Here is a 20018-nt window from a genome sequence, read left to right on the forward strand (position 1 = left end):
TTCGGACCCTTCCCACGCTAGCCCCGCTGACTTTTTAAGTAGTGTTTTGGCTGGCGCTGAGCCTCCTGATACGGAGGCTTTTTTGTATCCGAACAAGGACTGCGTATGGCAAGCAATCAAGGCCCAGGCCCGATGCCCAACGTGCTGCGGCCGGCAAATAAAAATTATCTGCCCGGCAAATCGCGCAGGCAGCCCGCACCCGCATCGACGGCTCCAACTCGTGAATTCATCGCACCTGTAAAGACTGTCCCCGAGCCGCTTCCGGCACCGGTCGGGTGTGTATTTGCCAAGTCCTGCAATCTGCCGAACGCTGTTATTGATTACTGCTCATCTACAGGTTTCGTACCCATCGACAGCCCGAAAGCCTACGGTGATCTGGTATTGCTCGGCGGGCGTGAAGTCGATGAGTCGGGGCGTATGCCACTGAAAAAAATCAGTGGCATCGCGCTACCGGTCGGCATGGGTGGGCTCGCCCTGGGCGGTACGTCGTTGGGCGCTCTATCGGGCGCGGCGAGTGGCTTGTTGGTGGGGCTTGTGGCGTTGGTATGGCCCTCCAGCCTGGGCGACGGCACGCTCTATACCGAAGACCAACTGCAAACCCTCAAAAAAGCCCGCACGCGGATGCGTTACAACCCCAAAAAATCACATTGATATTCATCGGAAATAGATCTATGAAATCGAGTATTTCAGAATATACAGAAGATCAATTCATTAACTTCATGCAGGAAATATTTAAGGCAAATAAAGGCGCTCCAGATGAGGTTTTAGATCCTTTACTTGATGAGTTTGAACGTATCACCGAGCACCCTGCGGGGTCTGATCTTATTTATTACCCCGAGGAAGGTGCTGATAATTCAGCCGAGGGTATTACTCATACAATCAACGCTTGGCGGGCAGCTAATGGCTTGCCGGGTTTTAGACCAGCATGAAGCCTGGCGTTATTGGTCCTTCAGACCGATGTGGGTCGCTTGGGTAAATACATCGGTAAATAAAGCCCCACATACGCATCAAACACCCGCATCCCTTCCTCTGCCATGCGCGGTGTAATCAGCCCATGCTGATGCACTGAGCGTGCGTACACGCGATCACTCAACTCCAGCGCCAACGCGAACACATCCACATCCGCCGGGAGGCTCGGCACTTCAAAGTGGCGACTGAACACTTCCAGCATCAAATCGCCCAATTCCAGATCATGCTGGCGATCCGCCTGGGTCACTTCGGTGAGTCCATGCTGAGTCAGGATCAACTGGCGCGCGGCGGCGTCTTGCTCGTAGATGGTGAGCATGCGCTGTTCGACGATGTAGGAGAGGTCGCGCCAGTGCTTGAGGGATTCATGGTCGATGGGGGCCTGGATGGCGGCGCGGAAGGCGGCGTGGACGTCAGCGGTCAACGCTTCCAGCAGTGCCGGCACGCTGGCGAAGAAGTGATACACCGACGACGGCGGAATCTGTGCGCGCTCGGCCACGTTGTAGATCGACAAACCGGCCACGCCTTCGGCGGCCAGCAAGGTGCGGGCGGCGTCGAGGATCGCGTCGATCCGGGCCCGGCTGCGGGCGCGGGGTTTGCGAGGGGCGGCGGGGCGGGTGGTCATGGAAGTCTCCTACAAGGCAGCGGGCATTGTATGAGCAGGAACCGGTGTTGTCTGCCAAGCCGCTATCGGGAGTAAGCCCCACACACACTTGACTGCATTTCAAGGTTGGAACTCAGTCAAGTGTGGGAGGGGGCTTGCTCCCGATAAGGCCAACTCGGTCTACCAGGAGAAACCCATAAAAAAACGCCACAGACCAAAGGCCGGCGGCGTTTTTTCAGTGCAACCACTGCTTACACGGTATGCAGGTACCAGTTGTACTCAAGGTCGGAGATGGAGTGTTCGAACTCTTCCAGCTCACTTTCCTTACAGGCGACAAAGATATCGATGTATTTAGGATCGATGTACTTGGCCATCACCTCGCTGTCGTCCAACTCGCGCAGGGCATCGCGCAGGTTGTTCGGCAGGCTCTGCTCGTTCTGCTCGTAGCTGTTGCCTTCCACCGGTGCGCCCGGTTCGATCTGGTTGGTCAGACCGTGGTGCACGCCCGCCAGGACCGAAGCCATCAGCAGGTAAGGGTTGGCATCGGCGCCGGCCACACGGTGTTCGATACGCACGGAGTCAGCCGCGCCAGTCGGCACGCGAATCGCCACGGTACGGTTATCCAGGCCCCAGCACGGCGAGTTCGGCACGTAGAACTGTGCGCCGAAACGACGGTAGGAGTTGACGTTAGGGCACAGGAACGCCATTTGGGCGGGTAGGGTCTCCAGCACACCGCCGATCGCGTGACGCAATGCGGCGTTCTGCTCGGGATCCTCGCTGGCAAAGATATTTTTGCCGTCCTTGTCCAGGATCGAAATGTGCACGTGCAAACCATTACCTGCCTGGCCGGGGTAAGGCTTGGCCATGAAGGTGGTGTCCATCTCATGGTCGTAGGCGATGTTCTTGATCAGGCGCTTGAGCAGTACCGCATAGTCGCAGGCCTTGATCGGGTCGGCCACGTGGTGCAGGTTCACTTCGAACTGCGCCGGGGCACTTTCCTTGACGATGGCGTCGGCCGGAATACCTTGTTCCTTGGCACCTTCCAGGATGTCCTGGAGGCAGTCGACGTATTCGTCGAGGTCGTCGATCAGGTAGACCTGTGTCGAGTGCGGGCGTTTGCCGGAGATCGGCGAGCGGGGCGGTTGTGGGCGGCCGTTCACGTTCTCCTGGTCGATCAGGTAGAACTCGAGCTCGAAGGCGGCGCAGATGGTCAGGCCGAGATCGTCGAACTTGCTTACAACCTGGCGGAGCACTTCGCGCGGGTCGGCGAAGAAAGGTTCACCTTCAAGTTCGTGCATGGTCATCAGCAGTTGCGCGGTCGGGCGCTTTTGCCAGGGCTCATTGCACAGGGTGTCGGGGATTGGATAACAGATTCGGTCAGCATCACCGATGTCTAGCAGCCTGTCGGACTTTTCCCCTCGCCGGTAGAATTGCGCATCGCTCCTGGAACCTGACTGTATGAGCCGCTTTCGACCGATAAACCGCGAAATCGACTACTTGCTCCCGCCGTCGGTGCAGGACTGGCTGCCCGAGTCACATTTGGCGCGCTACGTGGTGGAGGTCGTAGAGGGCCTGGATCTGTCGAAGCTGGAGAGCGTCTATGCGGGCCGTGGCAGCGCTGCCTACCATCCGGCTATGTTGCTGTCGTTGCTGATCTACGGCTATGCCACGGGTGCGTATTCAAGCCGCAAGATCGAGCGAGCCAGCTATGACTCCCTGGCGTTCCGGTTTATCGCCTGCGACCAGCACCCGGATCACGACACCCTGGCCAGCTTCCGCCGTCGCCACGGAGAGCAGTTCGCCGCGACCTTTGTGCAGGTACTGCAAATCGCGCGCGAGAACCAAGTCTCGCGTTTTGGCACGGTCAGTCTGGACGGCACCAAGATCCACGCCAATGCCTCGCGGCACAGCGCCCTGTCCTATGCTCACGCCGAGAAGATCGAGGCCCAGCTAAAGGCCGAGGTCCAGGAGATGCTCAAGCTGGCAGAAGCGGCCGATCAGAGCGACCTCCCCGACGGGGTCAGTCTGCCCGACGAGATCAAGCGGCGCGAAGACCGCCTGGCCGCCATAGCAGAAGCCAAGACCAAGATCGAAGCGCGGGCCAAGGAACGCCTCGAGCGCGAGCAGGCCGAGTATCAAGCCAAGCTGGACAAGCGCGAGGCCAAGGAAAAGGCCAACGGCAAGAAGCCTGGAGGCAAACCGCCGAAGCCGCCGCAGGTGGGCCCGCGCCCGGACGACCAGATCAACCTGACCGACGAAGAGTCGCGCATCATGAAGGTGGCTGGTGGCGGCTTCGAGCAGTGCTACAACGCCCAAGCGCTGGTCGATAGCGAATCCATGTTGGTCATGGCGCCGCATGTGACCCAGGCGGGCAACGACAAGGAACAGGTCGTACCGATGCTGGCCAAGCTTCAAGCGCTTCCCGAGGAGCTGAACCAGCCGGAGAAATTCCTGGCCGATAGCGGCTACTTCAGCGAGAAGAATGTCGAAGCCTGCGAGGCCGCCAGGATCGAGCCCCTGATTGCCGTGGGCCGCGACGCCCACCATCGGCACTGGCGCGAGCGTTTCGAAGAGCCGGCAGCGTCATCGGAGCCGACCAGTCCGGTCGACAAAATGAAGCACCGACTCAAGACCAAGGCCGGGCGCGCGGCCTATGGGCAGCGCAAGCAGACGGTGGAACCGGTATTCGGAATCATCAAGTCGGTGATGGGCTTCCGTCAGTTCCTGCTGCGCGGTCTGGCGAATGTCCAGAACGAATGGACCCTGGTGTGCCTGGCGTGGAACTTGAAACGCATGGCCACGTTGCGCCCGCATTCCGTTCAAAATGCGTGAACAGAGGCTGAATCCGCTCGAATTCAGGAAATTCAGGGCAACAACCGGTTAAAAACGCTCAAATAGTGGGCAATTCGCTTTGTCTTTGTCGCGCTCTGTCCATTTATGAATTCAAGTCCGACAGGCTGCTAGGCCCAGGCCGGTGCTTTCGACCGTAGAGCCATTGATATCCAGGGCAAATAAAGAGGCAGGCAGGTTAATGCCTTTCTCGTAAACCTTGTGGAGGCTGGTGCGTTCGATGCGCTTGCCGCGCACCACACCATTCATATCCGCAATTAGAAGGTCTACGTACAGAACCTCAGGATGATCCTTAAGGAACGCGTTCGCTTCGTTAAGCTGAACGGCACGCGGGGGTACCGACATGATGCAACACCTTTGTTGTTAAAAATATCAATCATTGATCTTTTCAGGTTTCAGTCAACCCGAACGGCATGCCGAAGTCAAGCGAGGCCTTTTTTGCCCTGAAAAAGCGCATCGAGGGCTTTTTTGGGGCTTTTTGGGGCGCTTTTGTCAGTTTGACTCGCATGGGACTAGCAGGCTTGAGCGGGCCGTGTTGTATTTTTTACGGGGGTGTTGTGTAAAAAAATGAACAAGGCTAAGCTCGATTCAAACCCATAACAGTAATAATACCGGGGTGCTTCATGTCTGGCCTGTCGTTGATCGGCATCACCACCTGCTCGAAACAGGTCGGTCTGCATGCTTTTCACATCCGTGTCGAATGTTGCAAGCGCGCATTCCCGTTGATTATTCCTTCCCCGATAAGTCCCTTCGATCCGGCCATTATTCTTGACGGCCAGGATGGGATTCGCGTTACCCGTTCATTTTCTTGTACTCGACCTTTTCATGACGCCGGTCCTGCCTTTTTTGCGGTTGCCGCTCATTATCCTGCACGGGAGGCAAGCCTTTTGCTTTAGGAGTGCAACGGCACCCCAAATGGCGGTTAAGCTCCCACTCTGATGAACCAGCGACGCCGATGCGTCAACCGACGCCTGGCCTTTAATGGACGCCAGGAAACCCAGCCCAGAGGCATTTATGAGTAACAACCTCGACCAGCTCACCGATTGGTTGAAAGACCACAAGATCACAGAAGTCGAATGCATGATTGGCGACCTGACCGGCATCACCCGGGGCAAGATCTCGCCGACCAACAAGTTCATCGCCGAAAAAGGCATGCGCCTGCCCGAGAGCGTTCTGTTGCAGACCGTGACCGGCGACTATGTCGAAGACGACATCTATTACGAATTGCTCGACCCGGCCGACATCGACATGATCTGCCGCCCCGACCAGAACGCGGTGTTCCTGGTGCCATGGGCCATCGAGCCCACCGCCCAGGTGATCCACGATACCTACGACAAGCAAGGCAACCCGATCGAGCTGTCGCCGCGCAACGTACTCAAGAAAGTCCTCAAGCTCTACGCCGACAAAGGCTGGCAGCCCATCGTGGCGCCGGAGATGGAGTTCTACCTGACCAAACGCTGCGAAGACCCGGACTTCCCGCTGCAACCGCCGATTGGCCGTTCCGGGCGCCCGGAGACCGGCCGGCAGTCGTTCTCCATCGAAGCGGCGAACGAATTCGACCCGCTGTTCGAAGACGTCTACGACTGGTGCGAACTGCAGGAACTGGACCTCGACACCCTGATCCACGAGGACGGCACGGCGCAGATGGAAATCAACTTCCGTCACGGCGATGCCCTGTCCCTGGCCGACCAGATCCTGGTGTTCAAGCGCACCATGCGTGAAGCCGCGCTCAAGCACGACGTGGCCGCCACCTTTATGGCCAAGCCCATGACCGGCGAGCCCGGCAGCGCGATGCACCTGCACCAGAGCATCATCGACATCGCCACCGGCAAGAACGTCTTCTCCAATGACGACGGGACCATGAGCCAACTGTTCCTCAATCACATCGGCGGCCTGCAGAAATTCATCCCCGAATTGCTGCCGTTGTTTGCTCCCAACGTGAACTCGTTCCGCCGTTTCCTGCCGGACACCTCGGCACCGGTGAACGTGGAATGGGGCGAAGAGAACCGCACCGTCGGCCTGCGCGTACCGGATGCCGGCCCGCAGAACCGTCGCGTGGAAAACCGCCTGCCAGGTGCTGACGCCAACCCGTACCTGGCGATTGCCGCCAGCCTGTTGTGCGGCTACATCGGCATGGTCGAAGGGCATAACCCGAGCGCGCCGGTCGTCGGCCGTGGTTACGAACGGCGCAACCTGCGCCTGCCGTTGACCATCGAAGACGCCCTGGAACGCATGGAAAACAGCAAGACCATCGAGAAATACCTGGGTCACAAATTCATCACTGGCTACGTCGCGGTCAAGCGGGCCGAGCATGAAAACTTCAAGCGCGTGATCAGTTCGTGGGAGCGGGAGTTTCTGCTCTTCGCCGTCTGACGCGCCGGGCGCGCCCTTTAAAAGGATGCGCCCTTCACTGAAAAGTCTAGGAGATTGGTATGTCCAGCAACAACCCGCAAACCCGTGAATGGCAGGCCTTGAGCAGCGATCACCACCTGGCGCCGTTCAGCGACTTCAAACAGCTGAAAGAGAAAGGTCCGCGGATCATCACCAAAGCCGACGGCGTTTACCTGTGGGACAGCGAAGGCAACAAGATTCTCGACGGCATGGCCGGCCTGTGGTGCGTGGCGATCGGTTACGGTCGCCATGAACTGGCTGACGCCGCCGCCAAGCAGATGAAAGAACTGCCGTACTACAACCTGTTCTTCCAGACCGCCCACCCGCCGGTATTGGAACTGGCCAAGGCGATCTCCGACATCGCGCCGGCCGGCATGAACCATGTGTTCTTCACCGGTTCCGGCTCCGAAGGCAACGACACCATGCTGCGTATGGTGCGCCACTATTGGGCGATCAAAGGCCAGCCGAACAAGAAAACCATCATCAGCCGCAAGAATGGCTACCACGGCTCCACCGTGGCCGGCGCCAGCCTGGGCGGCATGACTTATATGCATGAGCAGGGCGATCTGCCGATTCCAGGCATCGTCCACATTGCCCAGCCTTACTGGTTCGGCGAAGGCGGCGACATGAGCCCCGAAGAGTTCGGCGTATGGGCGGCCAACCAGCTGGAAGAGAAGATCCTGGAACTGGGCGTGGACAACGTCGGTGCCTTTATTGCCGAACCGATCCAGGGTGCCGGTGGCGTGATCGTACCGCCCGCCACCTACTGGCCGCGCATCAAGGAAATCCTCGCCAAGTACGACATTCTGTTCGTCGCCGACGAAGTGATCTGCGGTTTCGGCCGTACCGGTGAGTGGTTCGGTAGCGATTTCTACGACCTCAAGCCCGACATGATGACCATCGCCAAAGGCTTGACCTCGGGCTACATCCCCATGGGCGGCCTGATCGTGCGCGACGATGTGGTGGCGGTGCTCAACGAAGGCGGCGATTTCAACCACGGCTTCACCTATTCCGGTCACCCGGTGGCGGCGGCGGTCGCGTTGGAAAACATCCGCATCATGCGTGATGAAAAAATTGTTAAGCATGTACATGACGAAACGGCACCCTATTTGCAGAAACGTCTGAGGGAGCTGGCCGATCACCCGTTGGTGGGGGAAGTGCGTGGTGTTGGCATGCTCGGTGCAATTGAACTGGTTCAGGACAAAGCAACGCGCAAGCGTTACGAAGGCCGTGGTGCTGGCATGATCTGCCGCACGTTCTGCTTCGAGAATGGCCTGATCATGCGCGCCGTGGGTGACACCATGATCATTTCGCCGCCGCTGGTGATCAGCAAGGCTGAAATCGACGAGCTGGTAACCAAGGCTCGTCACTGTCTGGACCTGACTTTGGCCGCATTGCAGGGCTAAGTGCTAGGCTCAGTGCGCGGCGGCTTCGGGCGCCGCGTCTGGGCAGTGATCAAGACGCTTCTCTAAATAGGGCGTGTTGGTTGAAAGCCGGCCAATGAACTTGCCAGACTGTCACCTTGTTTTGTTGTCCTTGGTAGGTAGCGAAACATACAAAGTTTGTGGCCCAAAAAAGAAAAATTGGAGCATCACCAAATGAAGGCATTAGGTTTGAAGAACGCTGGCAAGACCCTCCTCGCCGTGTCCCTGATGGGCGCAATGGCGGGCGCGGTCCAGGCAGACGATAAAGTGCTGCACGTCTACAACTGGTCCGACTATATCGCTCCGGACACCATTGCCAACTTTGAAAAAGAGTCGGGCATTAAAGTGGTGTACGACGTTTTCGACAGCAACGAAACCCTGGAAGCCAAGTTGCTGGCAGGCAAGTCCGGTTACGACATCGTTGTACCGTCGAACAACTTCCTCGCCAAGCAGATCAAGGCCGGTGTCTACCAGGAGCTGGACAAGTCCAAACTGTCCAACTACGACAACCTGAACAAATCCCTGCTCAAGGCCGTGTCGGTCAGCGACCCGGACAACAAGCACGCTTTCCCGTACATGTGGGGCTCGATCGGCATCGGCTACAACCCGGAGAAGGTCAAGGCCGCGCTGGGCGTCGACAAGATCGATTCCTGGGACACCCTGCTCAAGCCTGAGAACATTGCCAAGCTGAAAAGCTGCGGCGTGAGCTTCCTCGACTCGCCAACCGAAATGCTGCCAGTGGCGCTGCATTACCTGGGCCTGCCGACCGACACTCAGAAAAAAGAAGACCTGAAGAAAGCTGAAGATCTGTTCCTCAAGATCCGTCCTTCGATCGGCTACTTCCACTCGTCCAAGTACATTTCCGACCTGGCCAACGGCAACATCTGCGTGGCCGTGGGTTACTCGGGTGACATCCAGCAGGCCAAGTCCCGTGCGGCTGAAGCCGGTGGCAAGGTCAAAGTGGCCTACGACATTCCGAAAGAAGGTGCTGGTAGCTTCTACGACATGGTCGCCATCCCTAAAGATGCCGAAAACGTCGCAGCCGCCTACAAGTTCATGAACTACCTGCTCGAGCCAAAAGTCATGGCCGGGATCACCAACAGCGTCCGTTTCCCGAACGGTAACGAGAAAGCCACGGCACTGGTCGACAAAGACATCACCAGCGATCCGGGCATCTACCCATCTGCTGAAGTGCAAGCCAAGCTCTACGCCATTGCTGACCTGCCGGCTGCCACCCAGCGTGAAATGACGCGCAGCTGGACCAAAATCAAGTCCGGTAAGTAAGCGAGGAAACCTGTAGGAGCGAGCTTGCTCGCGAAAATCGTCAACGATAACGCAGCGTCTCTAGTCGCCCGCGTTACCTGTGAGTTCTTCGCGAGCAAGCTCGATCCCACAAAGAGCGGCAACCGTGCAGTAATTAAATGACAGAAAGTTTTGCCGGATCGGTTTATCGAGGGTAAGTTGCGCGCCGGTTTTGTTGCCGGGCAACAACTTTGGGCCCAACTATTTAAGAGGACCTCCACTTGCCAATTTCTTTATTTCGCCAAGCCTTGCTGGTGGGTGCGGGTATCACGCTGGCTGTCAGCGTGCAGGCCGCATCGACTGTGCATGTTTATAACTGGTCGGACTACATCGGCCCCGACACCCTGGCCAACTTCGAAAAAACCACCGGTATCAAACCGGTGTACGACGTGTTTGATTCCAACGAAACCCTGGAGGGCAAGTTGCTCGCCGGCCGTACCGGCTACGACGTGGTAGTGCCGTCCAACCACTTCCTGGGCAAGCAGATCAAGGCCGGGGCGTTCCAGAAGCTCGATAAGTCGTTGCTTACGAACTATGCCAACCTTGACCCTGCGCTGCTCAAGCGCCTGGAGAAGAACGATCCGGGCAACCAGTACGCGGTGCCGTACCTGTGGGGCACCAACGGCATCGGTTACAACGTCGAAAAAGTCAAAGCCGTGCTGGGCGTCGACAAGATCGATTCCTGGGCCGTGCTGTTCGAGCCGGAGAACATGAAAAAGCTGGCCTCCTGTGGCGTGTCCTTTATGGACTCGGCGGATGAAATGCTGCCGGCGGTGCTCAACTACATGGGCCTGAACCCCAACAGCACCAACCCCGAAGACTACAAGAAGGCTGAAGCAAAGCTGCTGAAAGTGCGGCCCTACGTGACCTACTTCCATTCGTCCAAATACATCTCGGACCTGGCCAACGGCAACATCTGCGTGGCCGCCGGGTTCTCCGGCGACGTGTTCCAGGCCAAGGCTCGCGCAAGCGAAGCGGGCAAGGGCGTGAATATCGCCTACGCCATTCCGAAAGAAGGCGGCAACCTGTGGTTTGACGTGCTGGCGATCCCCAAGGACGCGACCAATATCAAAGAGGCCCACGCCTTCATCAACTATTTACTGCAGCCTGAGGTGATCGCTCAGGTCAGTGATTACGTCGGTTACGCCAACCCTAACCCTGGGTCGGACGCACTGATGGAACAATCGATACGCACGAACGAAGCGGTTTACCCACCGCAGGCGGTTCTCGATCGGACATTCGTCAACGTCGAGCTACCCCCGAACGTGCAGCGTTTAATGACCCGTAGCTGGACCAAGGTCAAGACGGGCAAGTAAAGCTCAAACTATCCAAGGTTTGCCTGTATCGGGCGAACTGCACTATTTTTTTGGGAGTTTCGTAAATGGCAGTTGCCTCCGGCGCCTATAAGAAAGCCCTCGAGGGCGACCAGACACCGAAGAAGGTGCTGGTCAAAATCGACCGGGTCACGAAGAAGTTCGACGAGACGATTGCCGTGGACGATGTGTCCCTGGAAATCAAGAAAGGCGAGATCTTCGCCTTGCTCGGCGGTTCGGGTTCGGGCAAATCCACCTTGTTGCGCATGCTCGCCGGTTTCGAGCGTCCAACCGAAGGTCGTATCTACCTCGACGGTGTGGACATCACCGATATGCCGCCCTACGAGCGGCCGATCAACATGATGTTCCAGTCCTACGCCTTGTTTCCGCACATGACCGTGGCGCAGAACATCGCGTTCGGGCTGCAGCAGGACAAGATCCCCAAGGCCGAGATCGACGCCCGCGTGGCCGAGATGCTCAAGCTGGTACAGATGAGCCAGTACGCCAAGCGCAAGCCGCACCAGTTGTCCGGTGGCCAGCGCCAGCGTGTGGCCCTGGCCCGCTCCCTGGCCAAGCGCCCGAAACTGCTGCTGCTCGATGAGCCGATGGGCGCCCTGGACAAGAAGCTGCGCTCGCAGATGCAACTGGAATTGGTGGAGATCATCGAACGCGTGGGCGTGACCTGCGTGATGGTGACCCACGACCAGGAAGAGGCCATGACCATGGCCGAGCGCATCGCCATCATGCACCTGGGCTGGATCGCGCAGATCGGCAGCCCGGTGGACATCTACGAGACGCCTACCAGCCGCCTGGTGTGCGAGTTCATCGGCAACGTCAACATCTTCGACACCCAGGTGATCGACGACGCCGAAGGCCACGCGGTGCTCCAGTGCCCGGACCTGGACCGCGACATCTACGTCGGCTACGGCATCGCCACTGCGGTGGAAGACAAGTCGGTGACCTACGCCATCCGCCCGGAAAAACTGTTGGTCACTACTGAAATGCCGACCTGCGAGCACAACTGGTCCAGCGGCAAGGTGCATGACATTGCCTACCTCGGCGGCCATTCGGTGTTCTACGTCGAGTTGCCGAGCGGCAAGCTGGTGCAATCGTTCGTGGCCAACGCCGAGCGTCGTGGCCAGCGCCCGACCTGGGGCGATCAGGTCTACGTATGGTGGGAAGACGACAGCGGCGTGGTACTTCGCTCATGAACACAAAGAAGCTCAAGCGCCGCCTGCAACGAATAACTCCCAGTGGCCGTCATGTGGTCATTGGCATTCCCTTCCTGTGGCTGTTCCTGTTCTTCATGCTGCCGTTCTTCATCGTCCTGAAGATCAGCTTTGCCGAAGCCGACGTGGCGATCCCGCCGTACACCGAGATCTACACCTTCGTTGAGCAGAAGTTGCAACTGGTGCTGAACCTGGCCAACTACTCGATGCTCGGCGACGACGAGTTGTACATCGCCGCGTACCTGGGCTCGCTGAAAATGGCGTTCTTCAGCACGCTGCTGTGCTTGTTGATCGGCTACCCGATGGCCTATGCCATCGCCAGTGCGCGCAAAGAGATGCAGACCGTGCTGGTGCTGCTGATCATGATGCCGACCTGGACCGCGATCCTGATCCGCGTGTATGCGTGGATGGGCATTCTCAGCAACAACGGCCTGCTCAATGGGTTCCTGATGTCCATCGGGTTGATCCACGAGCCGCTGCAGATCCTCAACACCAACATTGCGGTGTATATCGGCGTGGTCTATTCGTACCTGCCGTTCATGATCCTGCCGCTGTACGCCAACCTGGTGAAGCACGACCAGAGCCTGCTGGAAGCCGCCTCAGACCTGGGTTCGAGCACCTTCAACAGCTTCTGGAAGATCACCGTGCCGCTGTCCAAGAACGGCATCATTGCCGGTTGCATGCTGGTCTTCATTCCGGTGGTGGGCGAGTTCGTGATCCCGGAACTGCTCGGCGGCCCGGAAACCCTGATGATCGGTAAAGTGTTGTGGCAAGAATTCTTCAACAACCGTGACTGGCCGGTGGCTTCTGCCCTGGCGGTGGTGATGCTGGCGATCCTGATCGTGCCGATCATCCTGTTCAACCGCAGCCAAGCCAAAGAGATGGAGGGCAAGATATGAAGCGCGTCAGTTTCTCAAGCTTCATGCTGGTGGCGGGGTTGTTGTTCATCTACCTGCCGATGCTGATTCTGGTGATTTACTCGTTCAACGAATCCAAGCTGGTGACGGTCTGGGGCGGTTGGTCGATCAAGTGGTACGTGGGCCTGCTGGACAACACCCAGTTGATGGGCTCGGTGGCGCGTTCCCTGGAAATCGCCTGCTACACGGCCGTTGCGGCCGTGGCGCTGGGTACATTGGCGGCGTTCGTGCTCACGCGCATCAGCCAGTTCAAGGGCCGCACGCTGTTCGGCGGTCTGGTGACCGCGCCGTTGGTGATGCCGGAAGTGATCACCGGTCTGTCGCTGTTGCTGCTGTTCGTGGCGATGGCGCAGATGATCGGCTGGCCCCAGGAACGTGGCATCGTCACCATCTGGATCGCCCACACCACCTTCTGCGCCGCGTATGTGGCGGTGGTGGTGTCGGCGCGCCTGCGTGAACTGGACCTGTCCATCGAAGAAGCGGCGATGGACCTGGGGGCGCGGCCATGGAAGGTGTTCTTCCTGATCACCATCCCGATGATCGCGCCGTCGTTGGCGGCGGGTGGGATGATGTCGTTCGCGCTGTCCCTCGATGACCTGGTACTCGCCAGCTTCGTGTCCGGCCCGGGCTCGACCACTTTGCCGATGGAAGTCTTCTCGGCGGTGCGCCTGGGGGTCAAACCGGAGATCAACGCCGTGGCCAGCCTGATTCTGCTGGCGGTGTCGATTGTGACTTTCCTGGTGTGGTTCTTCAGCCGTCGTGCCGAAGAGATGCGCAAGAAGGCGATCCAGCAGGCGATCGAAGAAGCGGCGGCCGATGGTTGGCAGCAGCCGGACAAACGTCGGGCGCCCGCGCCGGTCTGACGGTCGGAGCCGGGTTAAACATGTGGGAGGGGACGTGTTCCCGCTAGCAGTGGTTCAGTCACAGCATTTTTGACTGACACACCGCTATCGGGAGCAAGCCCCCTCCCACAGTGTTGATCGCATTCCAGGTTGATCAGGCCGTCCACGGCGACTGGCGAATCACCTCGACAAAATTCATCGGTTTGAACTCCGGCTCCTGATCCACCAGCACATCGGTCTTCACGTTGCCAAACGTGGTCTGCGGACGATGGCGCAAGCCGTCGGCGAACGCGCAGATGATGCACTCCTTGAACCCTTCTCCCCGTGGATGCGCATGCACCACCGCGTCGCGCTGTCTGTCTGTAAAGGCTGTGTAGTCCAGGCCCAGCACGTCCATCTCGACCCCCGCCGTGACCAGCGCCACGGTCGGCCGCAGGTGTTGCGGCACGCCAGGCGTGGTATGCAGGGCAATGGACATGCGCAGTGTGTTCAACCGCCGCCTGGGCGTGACGCCGCAACAGTTCCGGCTCAACTTCGCGGCGCCGGTGTAGGCGCCGGTCAGCGCGCTGGCAGTAGCTTCAGGGTGCCGCGGGTGTTGGCGGTGACTTCCTCATCACTGAAGTGCGCTTGCTCGTAGCCGCCTTCGATATAGGTTTCTGCCTGGTCGCCATAGTGCTTGTCGAACGGCACGCCGCTTTGTCCCACGGGGTTGATGGTGAGCGCGTGGGGGACGTCGGCGAAATCGATCAGGCGACGGGTCGACGGGCCGTAGGTCACCGGCCATGGTGCCGGACCGATGTTGGCCGATTGGTTGTTCGGCACTTCATGGCTGCCCGGTGCCGGGAAGGGGCCGACGTTGACGATCAGGTCCAGCGGCTTTTGCGAACCCATTGGGTGGCCGTGGGTCAGGGTATGGGCCTTGCCCCACTGCCATTGGGTCGGGTCATCGCCGAAGGTGGCCTTGAGGTTCGCGAGGCTGTTGTCCCAGGCGAGCTTGACGGTGTCGGCGCGCTTGCCGTTCCACCATGGCGAGTCTGCCGTGGCGGCCAGGCGTGGCAGGGCGGCGTCGATCACGCGGGTGCCGAGCAGGGTCTTGAACATGCTGTCGCCCAGTTTCGGGCGCAAGGCCGCGTCGGCCAGGTTGAACAGGAACTGGTTGAACAGCGTGGCGCTGGTGGAGTCCAGCGGGTAGTCGCCTTTCCAGGCGGCCAGTTGTTCCACCAGCTTCAGTTGCGCCGGGTCCTTGACCACGTCGCGCAGCACCGGCAACAGCGGCGCCAGCAAGCGCGGGCCATAGGCGGTCGTGGTGCCCAGTTGCAGGGCCTGGCTGTTGTTCACATCCCACTTCACGCTTTTGTCACTCAACTGCGCGTTCAACTGCTGGCCGCGGTCGGCCAGGTTGTAATAGCCGGGGATCTCCATGCCGGTGGGCGATACCGGTTGGGCATTGGCGGACACCACATAACCGCGCACCGGGTTTTCTTCCTGGGGGTTGGCGCTGAAGGGGTAGAACCCGAGCTTGTCCGCCTGGTCGGTGCTGCCGTCGAGGATAAACCCGGCGTTGACGCCCGCCGGACGGATCGGCAACTGCGCCGCCGCCCACCAGCCGATATCGCCCTTGGCATTGGCCCAGACGATATTGAGCCCCGGCGCCGACACCTTGGCCGCGGCGGCACGCGCTTTGGCCAGGGTGTCGGCGCGGTTGAGCTGGTAAAAGCCTTCGAGGATCGGGTTCTGGGTGTCGAGGAACGCCCACCACATGGCGATCGGCGTCTTGCCGCCGTTCTCGCCGAGCACATCGTTGATGATCGGGCCGTGGGGCGAGCGGCGCAGGGTGAGGGTCACCGGTGCCTGGCCCTTCACCGCGATCTGTTGCTCGCTGCTGGTCATGTCGACCCACTGGCCTTGGTACCAGACCTGGTTGGGGTTGTCCGGGTTGACCTTTTCGGCGATCAGGTCCAGGTCATCGTTCTGGAACATGGTCAGGCTCCAGCCGAAATCCCGGTTGTGTCCCAGGAACGCCACCGGCACCAGCGCGTTGTGATAGCCATAAAGCTCAAAGCCCGGCGCCGACAGATGCGCTTCGTACCACACCGATGGCACCGAAAAACGGATGTGCGGGTCGCCCGCCAGCAACGGCTTGCCGCTCTTGGTGCGGCTGCCGCTGATGGCCCAGGCGTTGCTGCCTTCGAACTGCGGCAAGCCGTTGTCGGCCAGCGCCTGCTGACTCAGGGCGGCGAGGGCGTCGAGGGCTTTCCAGTCGCTGTCGGCCAGGTTGAGCGCACCCTTGGGTTGCCAGTCGAGGTCGAAGATTTTCAGGTAGTCGCTGCCCAATTGGTCGCGCACGTAAGTCAGCACGGGCTCGGTACGAAACGCGGCGGCAAAGCTGTAGGCCAGGTAGCCGGCGACGCTGATGGTGTCTTCGGCGGTAAATCGGCGCTTGGGAATGCCCAGCACGTCGAACTCCATCGGGCTGGCGTGGCTGTCCTGATAGCTGTTGATCCCGTCCAGGTAAGCTTGCAGGGCCTTCCACGCGGCGGACTGGTGGTCCATCTGTTCCACGTAGCTCAAGGCCCGCTCACGAATGCGCAGGCTGCGGAACAGCTTGTCGGTCTCCAGCAGCTTGGGCCCGAGCACCTCGGCCAGTTCGCCACGGGCCAGGCGGCGCATGATTTCCATCTGGAACAGGCGATCCTGGGCGTGCACATAGCCCAGGGCGCGATACAGGTCGGCCTCGTTCTCGGCGCGGATATGCGGAACGCCACGGTCGTCATAGCGCACCGTCACCGAGCCTTGCAGGTTGGCCAGCGTGACGGTGCCCTGGCGGGTGGGTTGCTTGCTGTAGACGTACCAGCCGGCGCCAATGGCAACCAGCGCCACCAGCACCGCGAGAACCTGCAAGACGCGCTTCATGAACATTCCTTACCCAATGGGGGGGCCGCTGGCTACGAGCCGTTTGGCCACGAACAATAGCAGCCCACCGCCAGGGTGTGAGTGGCATTCACCTCGCGCCCGGCTTCAAGCGCCTTCAAGATCGGCTCGATAAAACTGTTGCTGGCGTTGCACGTCAGCCCTTCGCTGTACGGCCCGAAATACGCGAGCTTGCCGCTGCGGTCCCAGATGCCCACGGCTGGCGTTGCCGGTATCTGATCGGCACCGGGCAGGGCGGTCAGCACTTTCATGTGGCGCAGGTTATCGGGCAGTTGGCCGTGGCTGCCGGGTTTTTGCAGGGCGTAGAACTCGACGCCTTGGGGGGCGTACTGCTCGATCAGTTCGGCCAGGTGTTGCTGGTTGCCGACGTTACAGGGGCAGGCCGGGTCCCAGAAGTGCACCAGGCGGATCGGGCCCGGGCCGCTGAGTTCGGCGGGCAGGCGCAGGGCGTCGCCGGAGAAGACCGCCGTGTGTTCGCTGAAGGCGCGCAGGTAGCGGCCCTGAAACCAGTCATAGGCGGCCCATAGCACGCCAGCGCAAAGGATCAGAATCAGGCTGGCGAACAGGGCGTTACGGTAAGGCTGTCGCATGTGGATCTATCCTCGCAGGTCGCGTAGCTTGCCATGCTTGTCCTGACAGATGAATATCGCCGCTCGATATTCATCTTCGTCTTACGCTTGGAACCCCTTTATGCCCGTCACCTTTGACCCCGATCGTCTGCGCGAAAGCTTGCGGCCCCTGGTGGATGCGCAACCGCTCAGCGCCGAGGCGCGAGTCTACCAGCGGTTCTACGGGCTGGACCTGGCGGCGCGCAAAGTTGCGGTGCCGAGCCGGCTGGGGCGTTTCGAGGTGGATGGGTTCGAAGTGGTGGCCCAAGTGTGGTGGCCGCCTGTGCCTGTGGCGACGATGTTCATGTTCCACGGGTTCTACGACCATATGGGGCTGTATCGCCATGTGCTGGATTGGGCGCTGGACCAGGGTTTTGTGGTGATTGCCTGCGATTTTCCGGGTCATGGTCTGTCCAGTGGCGCGCGCGCCAGCATCGATGATTTCGCGGTGTATCAGGATGTGATGCAGGCGTTGTTCGCCCAGGCCCAAGCGCTGAGCCTGCCCCAACCCTGGCACCTGTTCGGACAAAGTACCGGTGCTGCGGTGGTGGTGGACCACTTGCTCAACCATGGCATCGACAGTCCGGCCCAGGGCAAGACTTTTCTGCTTGCGCCCTTGGTGCGGCCGCGTGGCTGGGGGTGGTCGAAGGTCAGCTATTACCTGCTGCGCCCGTTCGTCAAAGGCATCGCGCGGCGGTTCAGCGAAAACACCAACGATCCGGCGTTCAAGCCGTTCCTGGAGGCCGATCCGCTGCAGCCCCGCCAGTTGCCCACCGCCTGGGTCGGCGCTCTGGTGCGCTGGATCAAACGTATCGAAGCCGCCCCGCGCAGCCCAAGGCGGCCGTTGATCGTGCAGGGCGAAGAGGACATGACGGTGGACTGGCAGCACAATTTGCAGGTGCTGCGGGACAAGTTCGATGAGCCTGAGGTGTTGATGCTCAAGCGCGGTCGGCATCACCTGGCCAATGAGATTCCCGAGATTCGCCAAGCATATTTCAACTTTCTAGGCGAACACCTGTGTAGGAGCGAGCTTGCTCGCGAAGAACGTCAACGATGACGCGGGATGCCTGAATAAACGCGGTGAGTTCGCGTTCTTCGCGAGCAAGCTCGCTCCTACAGGGCTCAGGGAGCCAGGCTGGCGGTGCTTTGGCCGACCGCCAAGCCTGCGCGGACCGCCGCCAACGCCGCCTTGTAATACGCCTTGCCGGCTGCCGACTCGGCAAACGTTGCGAATTCTTCCAGCTCGGGGTCTGACAAATCCCGGTAGACATACAGCAGTGTGTTGTTCAGGTCATTCCCGATCTGCTGCATCAGCCGCTCACGCTGGCCATTGAGCATGCCTTGGGCCTGACTGCCCCCCAGCAGGCCGGGAATCATCTGGCTCAAGCTGTCGGCTGCCACGCCGGCAATCGCCAGGCTGACTTCCGCCCCGGCTTCACGGGCGGGCAGGGCCTGGGCCAAGTGGCCGATGATCAGGCTGCGGGTGGCGTCGGCTTCGATTTTCGGCAGGCCCTGGGCGTTTTTCGCCAACTGGTCGCGGCGGGTGGCGAGCAATTCGGCGGCGACAATCTTGCGCCCCAGCGGCGACTGGAAAAACGCCAGGGCCGGCTTCGGGTCTGCCAGGTGCTTGCGCAACTGCGCTTCGGCCCGCTGGTCCATGGCCTGGGCGGCGAAGCGTTTATTGCTGTTGTCCACCAGCGCCTGGTACACCGCCGGCGGCAGGCTATTGCGATAGCGTTGCTGGGCGGCACTGAGGGCGTCATTGAAATGCGCACGTTGTTCGGCCCAGCCGGCGACCTTGTACAACTGGTCATGGCCGTCTGCCCAGGCGGGCAAAACGCAGAACATCAGCAAGGAAAAAAACAAACGACGCATAGGGACTCCTGTCAGTCGGCCACTATTGTCCGTGTCGGGCGTAGGATTTGTCGAGAAGTCCTATCAGTCACGTGAGTAAAGTGTATTCAGACGCTCGGCGGCTCTGTCGGATTCACAGGCGTATGGATACTATGCGCGCCATGCACATACCCTTCGATCACCCCCTGCTGCAACGCATCGTCGACGACCTGGCCGAAAAAGGCTGGTCGCAGCAAAACGGCTTCCTGCCCCAGGCTCTGACCCTGGAACTGGCGGCTGAGTGCCGTAAACGTGCGGCGGAAGGTGAACTGGCGCCGGCGGCGGTGGGGCGCGGACCGGCCCAGGAGATCCGCGAGGGTATTCGCGGCGACCATATCCAGTGGCTGGAAGAGGGCGACGCGGCGGTCTGCGACAACTATATGGCCTTGATGGACAGCCTGCGCCTGACGATCAACCGCAGTCTGTTCCTTGGCCTGGAAGATTTCGAAAGCCACTTCGCGATGTACCCGCCAGGGGCGTTTTACCTCAAGCATCTCGACCGTTTCCGTGACGATGACCGACGCACGGTGTCGGCGGTGATTTACCTGAACGACGCCTGGCTGCCCGAGCATGGCGGCCAGCTGCGCATGTACCTCAAGGACGGCGTCGAACACGATGTAGTGCCCACCGGTGGATGCCTGGTGGTGTTCCTGTCGGGCGAGGTACCCCACGAAGTCCTGCCAGCCACACGCGAACGGTTGTCCATCACCGGCTGGTTCCGTCGGCGGGGCAGCGAGCCGTTTTAACC

The 20018-nt window shown here is 60.0% G+C and carries 17 protein-coding genes and 3 pseudogenes; 13 read left to right on the forward strand and 7 right to left on the reverse strand.

Translation table 11 applies throughout. The annotated features are described in order from the left end of the window. Positions 1-105 precede the first annotated feature (105 nt). Both BLR63_RS32475 and BLR63_RS23965 read left to right on the forward strand, forming a co-directional pair. Positions 106-651: a hypothetical protein gene (locus tag BLR63_RS32475; RefSeq protein ID WP_130926129.1), complete on the forward strand. Its 546-nt coding sequence runs from the start codon at positions 106-108 to the stop codon at positions 649-651. Between the two features lie 20 nt (positions 652-671). After that, positions 672-929: a bacteriocin immunity protein gene (locus BLR63_RS23965; protein WP_010564465.1), complete on the forward strand. Its 258-nt coding sequence runs from the start codon at positions 672-674 to the stop codon at positions 927-929. Positions 930-949: 20 nt separating this feature from the next. On the opposite strand, the gene BLR63_RS23970 is transcribed toward BLR63_RS23965, so the two are convergent. After that, positions 950-1591 carry a TetR/AcrR family transcriptional regulator gene (locus BLR63_RS23970; RefSeq protein WP_010564464.1) on the reverse strand — a complete coding sequence of 214 codons (642 nt, stop codon included), beginning with the start codon at positions 1589-1591 and terminating at the stop codon, positions 950-952. A gap of 230 nt (positions 1592-1821) precedes the next feature. Next, positions 1822-2967 (reverse strand): annotated as a pseudogene (locus tag BLR63_RS23975) (glutamine synthetase family protein); the annotation flags it as partial. Between the two features lie 61 nt (positions 2968-3028). On the opposite strand from BLR63_RS23975, the gene BLR63_RS23980 reads away from it, so the two are divergent. Continuing rightward, a complete protein-coding gene (locus BLR63_RS23980; RefSeq protein WP_003458619.1) occupies positions 3029-4402 on the forward strand; it encodes an IS1182 family transposase in 1374 nt (457 codons plus the stop codon). 129 nt (positions 4403-4531) lie between these two features. Here the strand turns inward: BLR63_RS23980 and BLR63_RS23985 are convergent. Continuing rightward, positions 4532-4765: pseudogene (locus BLR63_RS23985) on the reverse strand (glutamine synthetase); the annotation flags it as partial. A 278-nt stretch (positions 4766-5043) separates the two neighbouring features. Here BLR63_RS23985 and BLR63_RS31345 point away from each other — a divergent pair. From BLR63_RS31345 to BLR63_RS24020, 8 genes are all read left to right on the forward strand, one after another. Further along, positions 5044-5316: a glutamine amidotransferase gene (locus tag BLR63_RS31345; protein ID WP_130926100.1), complete on the forward strand. Its 273-nt coding sequence runs from the start codon at positions 5044-5046 to the stop codon at positions 5314-5316. A gap of 118 nt (positions 5317-5434) precedes the next feature. Then, positions 5435-6793 (forward strand): glutamine synthetase family protein, encoded by a 1359-nt coding sequence (locus tag BLR63_RS23990; RefSeq protein ID WP_010564462.1) that lies wholly within the window; start codon positions 5435-5437, stop codon positions 6791-6793. A gap of 59 nt (positions 6794-6852) precedes the next feature. Further along, positions 6853-8217 carry an aspartate aminotransferase family protein gene (locus BLR63_RS23995; RefSeq protein WP_010564461.1) on the forward strand — a complete coding sequence of 455 codons (1365 nt, stop codon included), beginning with the start codon at positions 6853-6855 and terminating at the stop codon, positions 8215-8217. A 207-nt stretch (positions 8218-8424) separates the two neighbouring features. Further along, complete coding sequence (locus BLR63_RS24000) at positions 8425-9519, forward strand: polyamine ABC transporter substrate-binding protein (protein WP_010564460.1); 1095 nt, start codon at positions 8425-8427, stop codon at positions 9517-9519. 239 nt (positions 9520-9758) lie between these two features. Beyond that, positions 9759-10853, forward strand: a complete 1095-nt coding sequence (locus tag BLR63_RS24005) for a polyamine ABC transporter substrate-binding protein (RefSeq protein WP_010564459.1) — start codon at positions 9759-9761, stop codon at positions 10851-10853. A gap of 65 nt (positions 10854-10918) precedes the next feature. Next, a complete protein-coding gene (locus tag BLR63_RS24010; protein ID WP_010564458.1) occupies positions 10919-12061 on the forward strand; it encodes an ABC transporter ATP-binding protein in 1143 nt (380 codons plus the stop codon). Beyond that, complete coding sequence (locus BLR63_RS24015) at positions 12058-12978, forward strand: ABC transporter permease subunit (protein WP_010564457.1); 921 nt, start codon at positions 12058-12060, stop codon at positions 12976-12978. Before BLR63_RS24010 ends, BLR63_RS24015 begins: the two co-directional genes overlap by 4 nt. Continuing rightward, positions 12975-13859 (forward strand): ABC transporter permease subunit, encoded by an 885-nt coding sequence (locus tag BLR63_RS24020; protein ID WP_010564456.1) that lies wholly within the window; start codon positions 12975-12977, stop codon positions 13857-13859. The genes BLR63_RS24015 and BLR63_RS24020 overlap by 4 nt, the downstream gene beginning before the upstream one ends. A gap of 133 nt (positions 13860-13992) precedes the next feature. On the opposite strand, the pseudogene BLR63_RS24025 reads toward BLR63_RS24020, so the two are convergent. The 3 genes and pseudogenes from BLR63_RS24025 to BLR63_RS24035 all read right to left on the reverse strand — a co-directional run. Then, positions 13993-14316: pseudogene (locus BLR63_RS24025) on the reverse strand (phosphohydrolase); the annotation flags it as partial. An 80-nt stretch (positions 14317-14396) separates the two neighbouring features. Then, positions 14397-16751, reverse strand: coding sequence for a penicillin acylase family protein (locus tag BLR63_RS24030; RefSeq protein WP_010564453.1), 2355 nt, complete (start codon positions 16749-16751; stop codon positions 14397-14399). Positions 16752-16783: 32 nt separating this feature from the next. Further along, positions 16784-17359: a DUF6436 domain-containing protein gene (locus BLR63_RS24035; protein ID WP_010564452.1), complete on the reverse strand. Its 576-nt coding sequence runs from the start codon at positions 17357-17359 to the stop codon at positions 16784-16786. A 100-nt stretch (positions 17360-17459) separates the two neighbouring features. Here BLR63_RS24035 and BLR63_RS24040 point away from each other — a divergent pair, with 100 nt between their 5' ends. Further along, entirely contained in the window at positions 17460-18434 is a 975-nt protein-coding gene (locus tag BLR63_RS24040; protein WP_010564451.1) for a phospholipase BipL, read from the forward strand. Positions 18435-18499: 65 nt separating this feature from the next. Here the strand turns inward: BLR63_RS24040 and BLR63_RS24045 are convergent, their stop codons facing one another. Beyond that, complete coding sequence (locus tag BLR63_RS24045) at positions 18500-19252, reverse strand: DUF2059 domain-containing protein (protein WP_010564450.1); 753 nt, start codon at positions 19250-19252, stop codon at positions 18500-18502. Between the two features lie 131 nt (positions 19253-19383). Between BLR63_RS24045 and BLR63_RS24050 the strand changes: the two genes are divergently transcribed. Then, positions 19384-20016: a 2OG-Fe(II) oxygenase gene (locus BLR63_RS24050; protein ID WP_010564449.1), complete on the forward strand. Its 633-nt coding sequence runs from the start codon at positions 19384-19386 to the stop codon at positions 20014-20016. Positions 20017-20018 lie beyond the last annotated feature (2 nt).

Source organism: Pseudomonas extremaustralis (assembly GCF_900102035.1).
Taxonomy (GTDB): Bacteria; Pseudomonadota; Gammaproteobacteria; order Pseudomonadales; family Pseudomonadaceae; genus Aquipseudomonas; species Aquipseudomonas extremaustralis.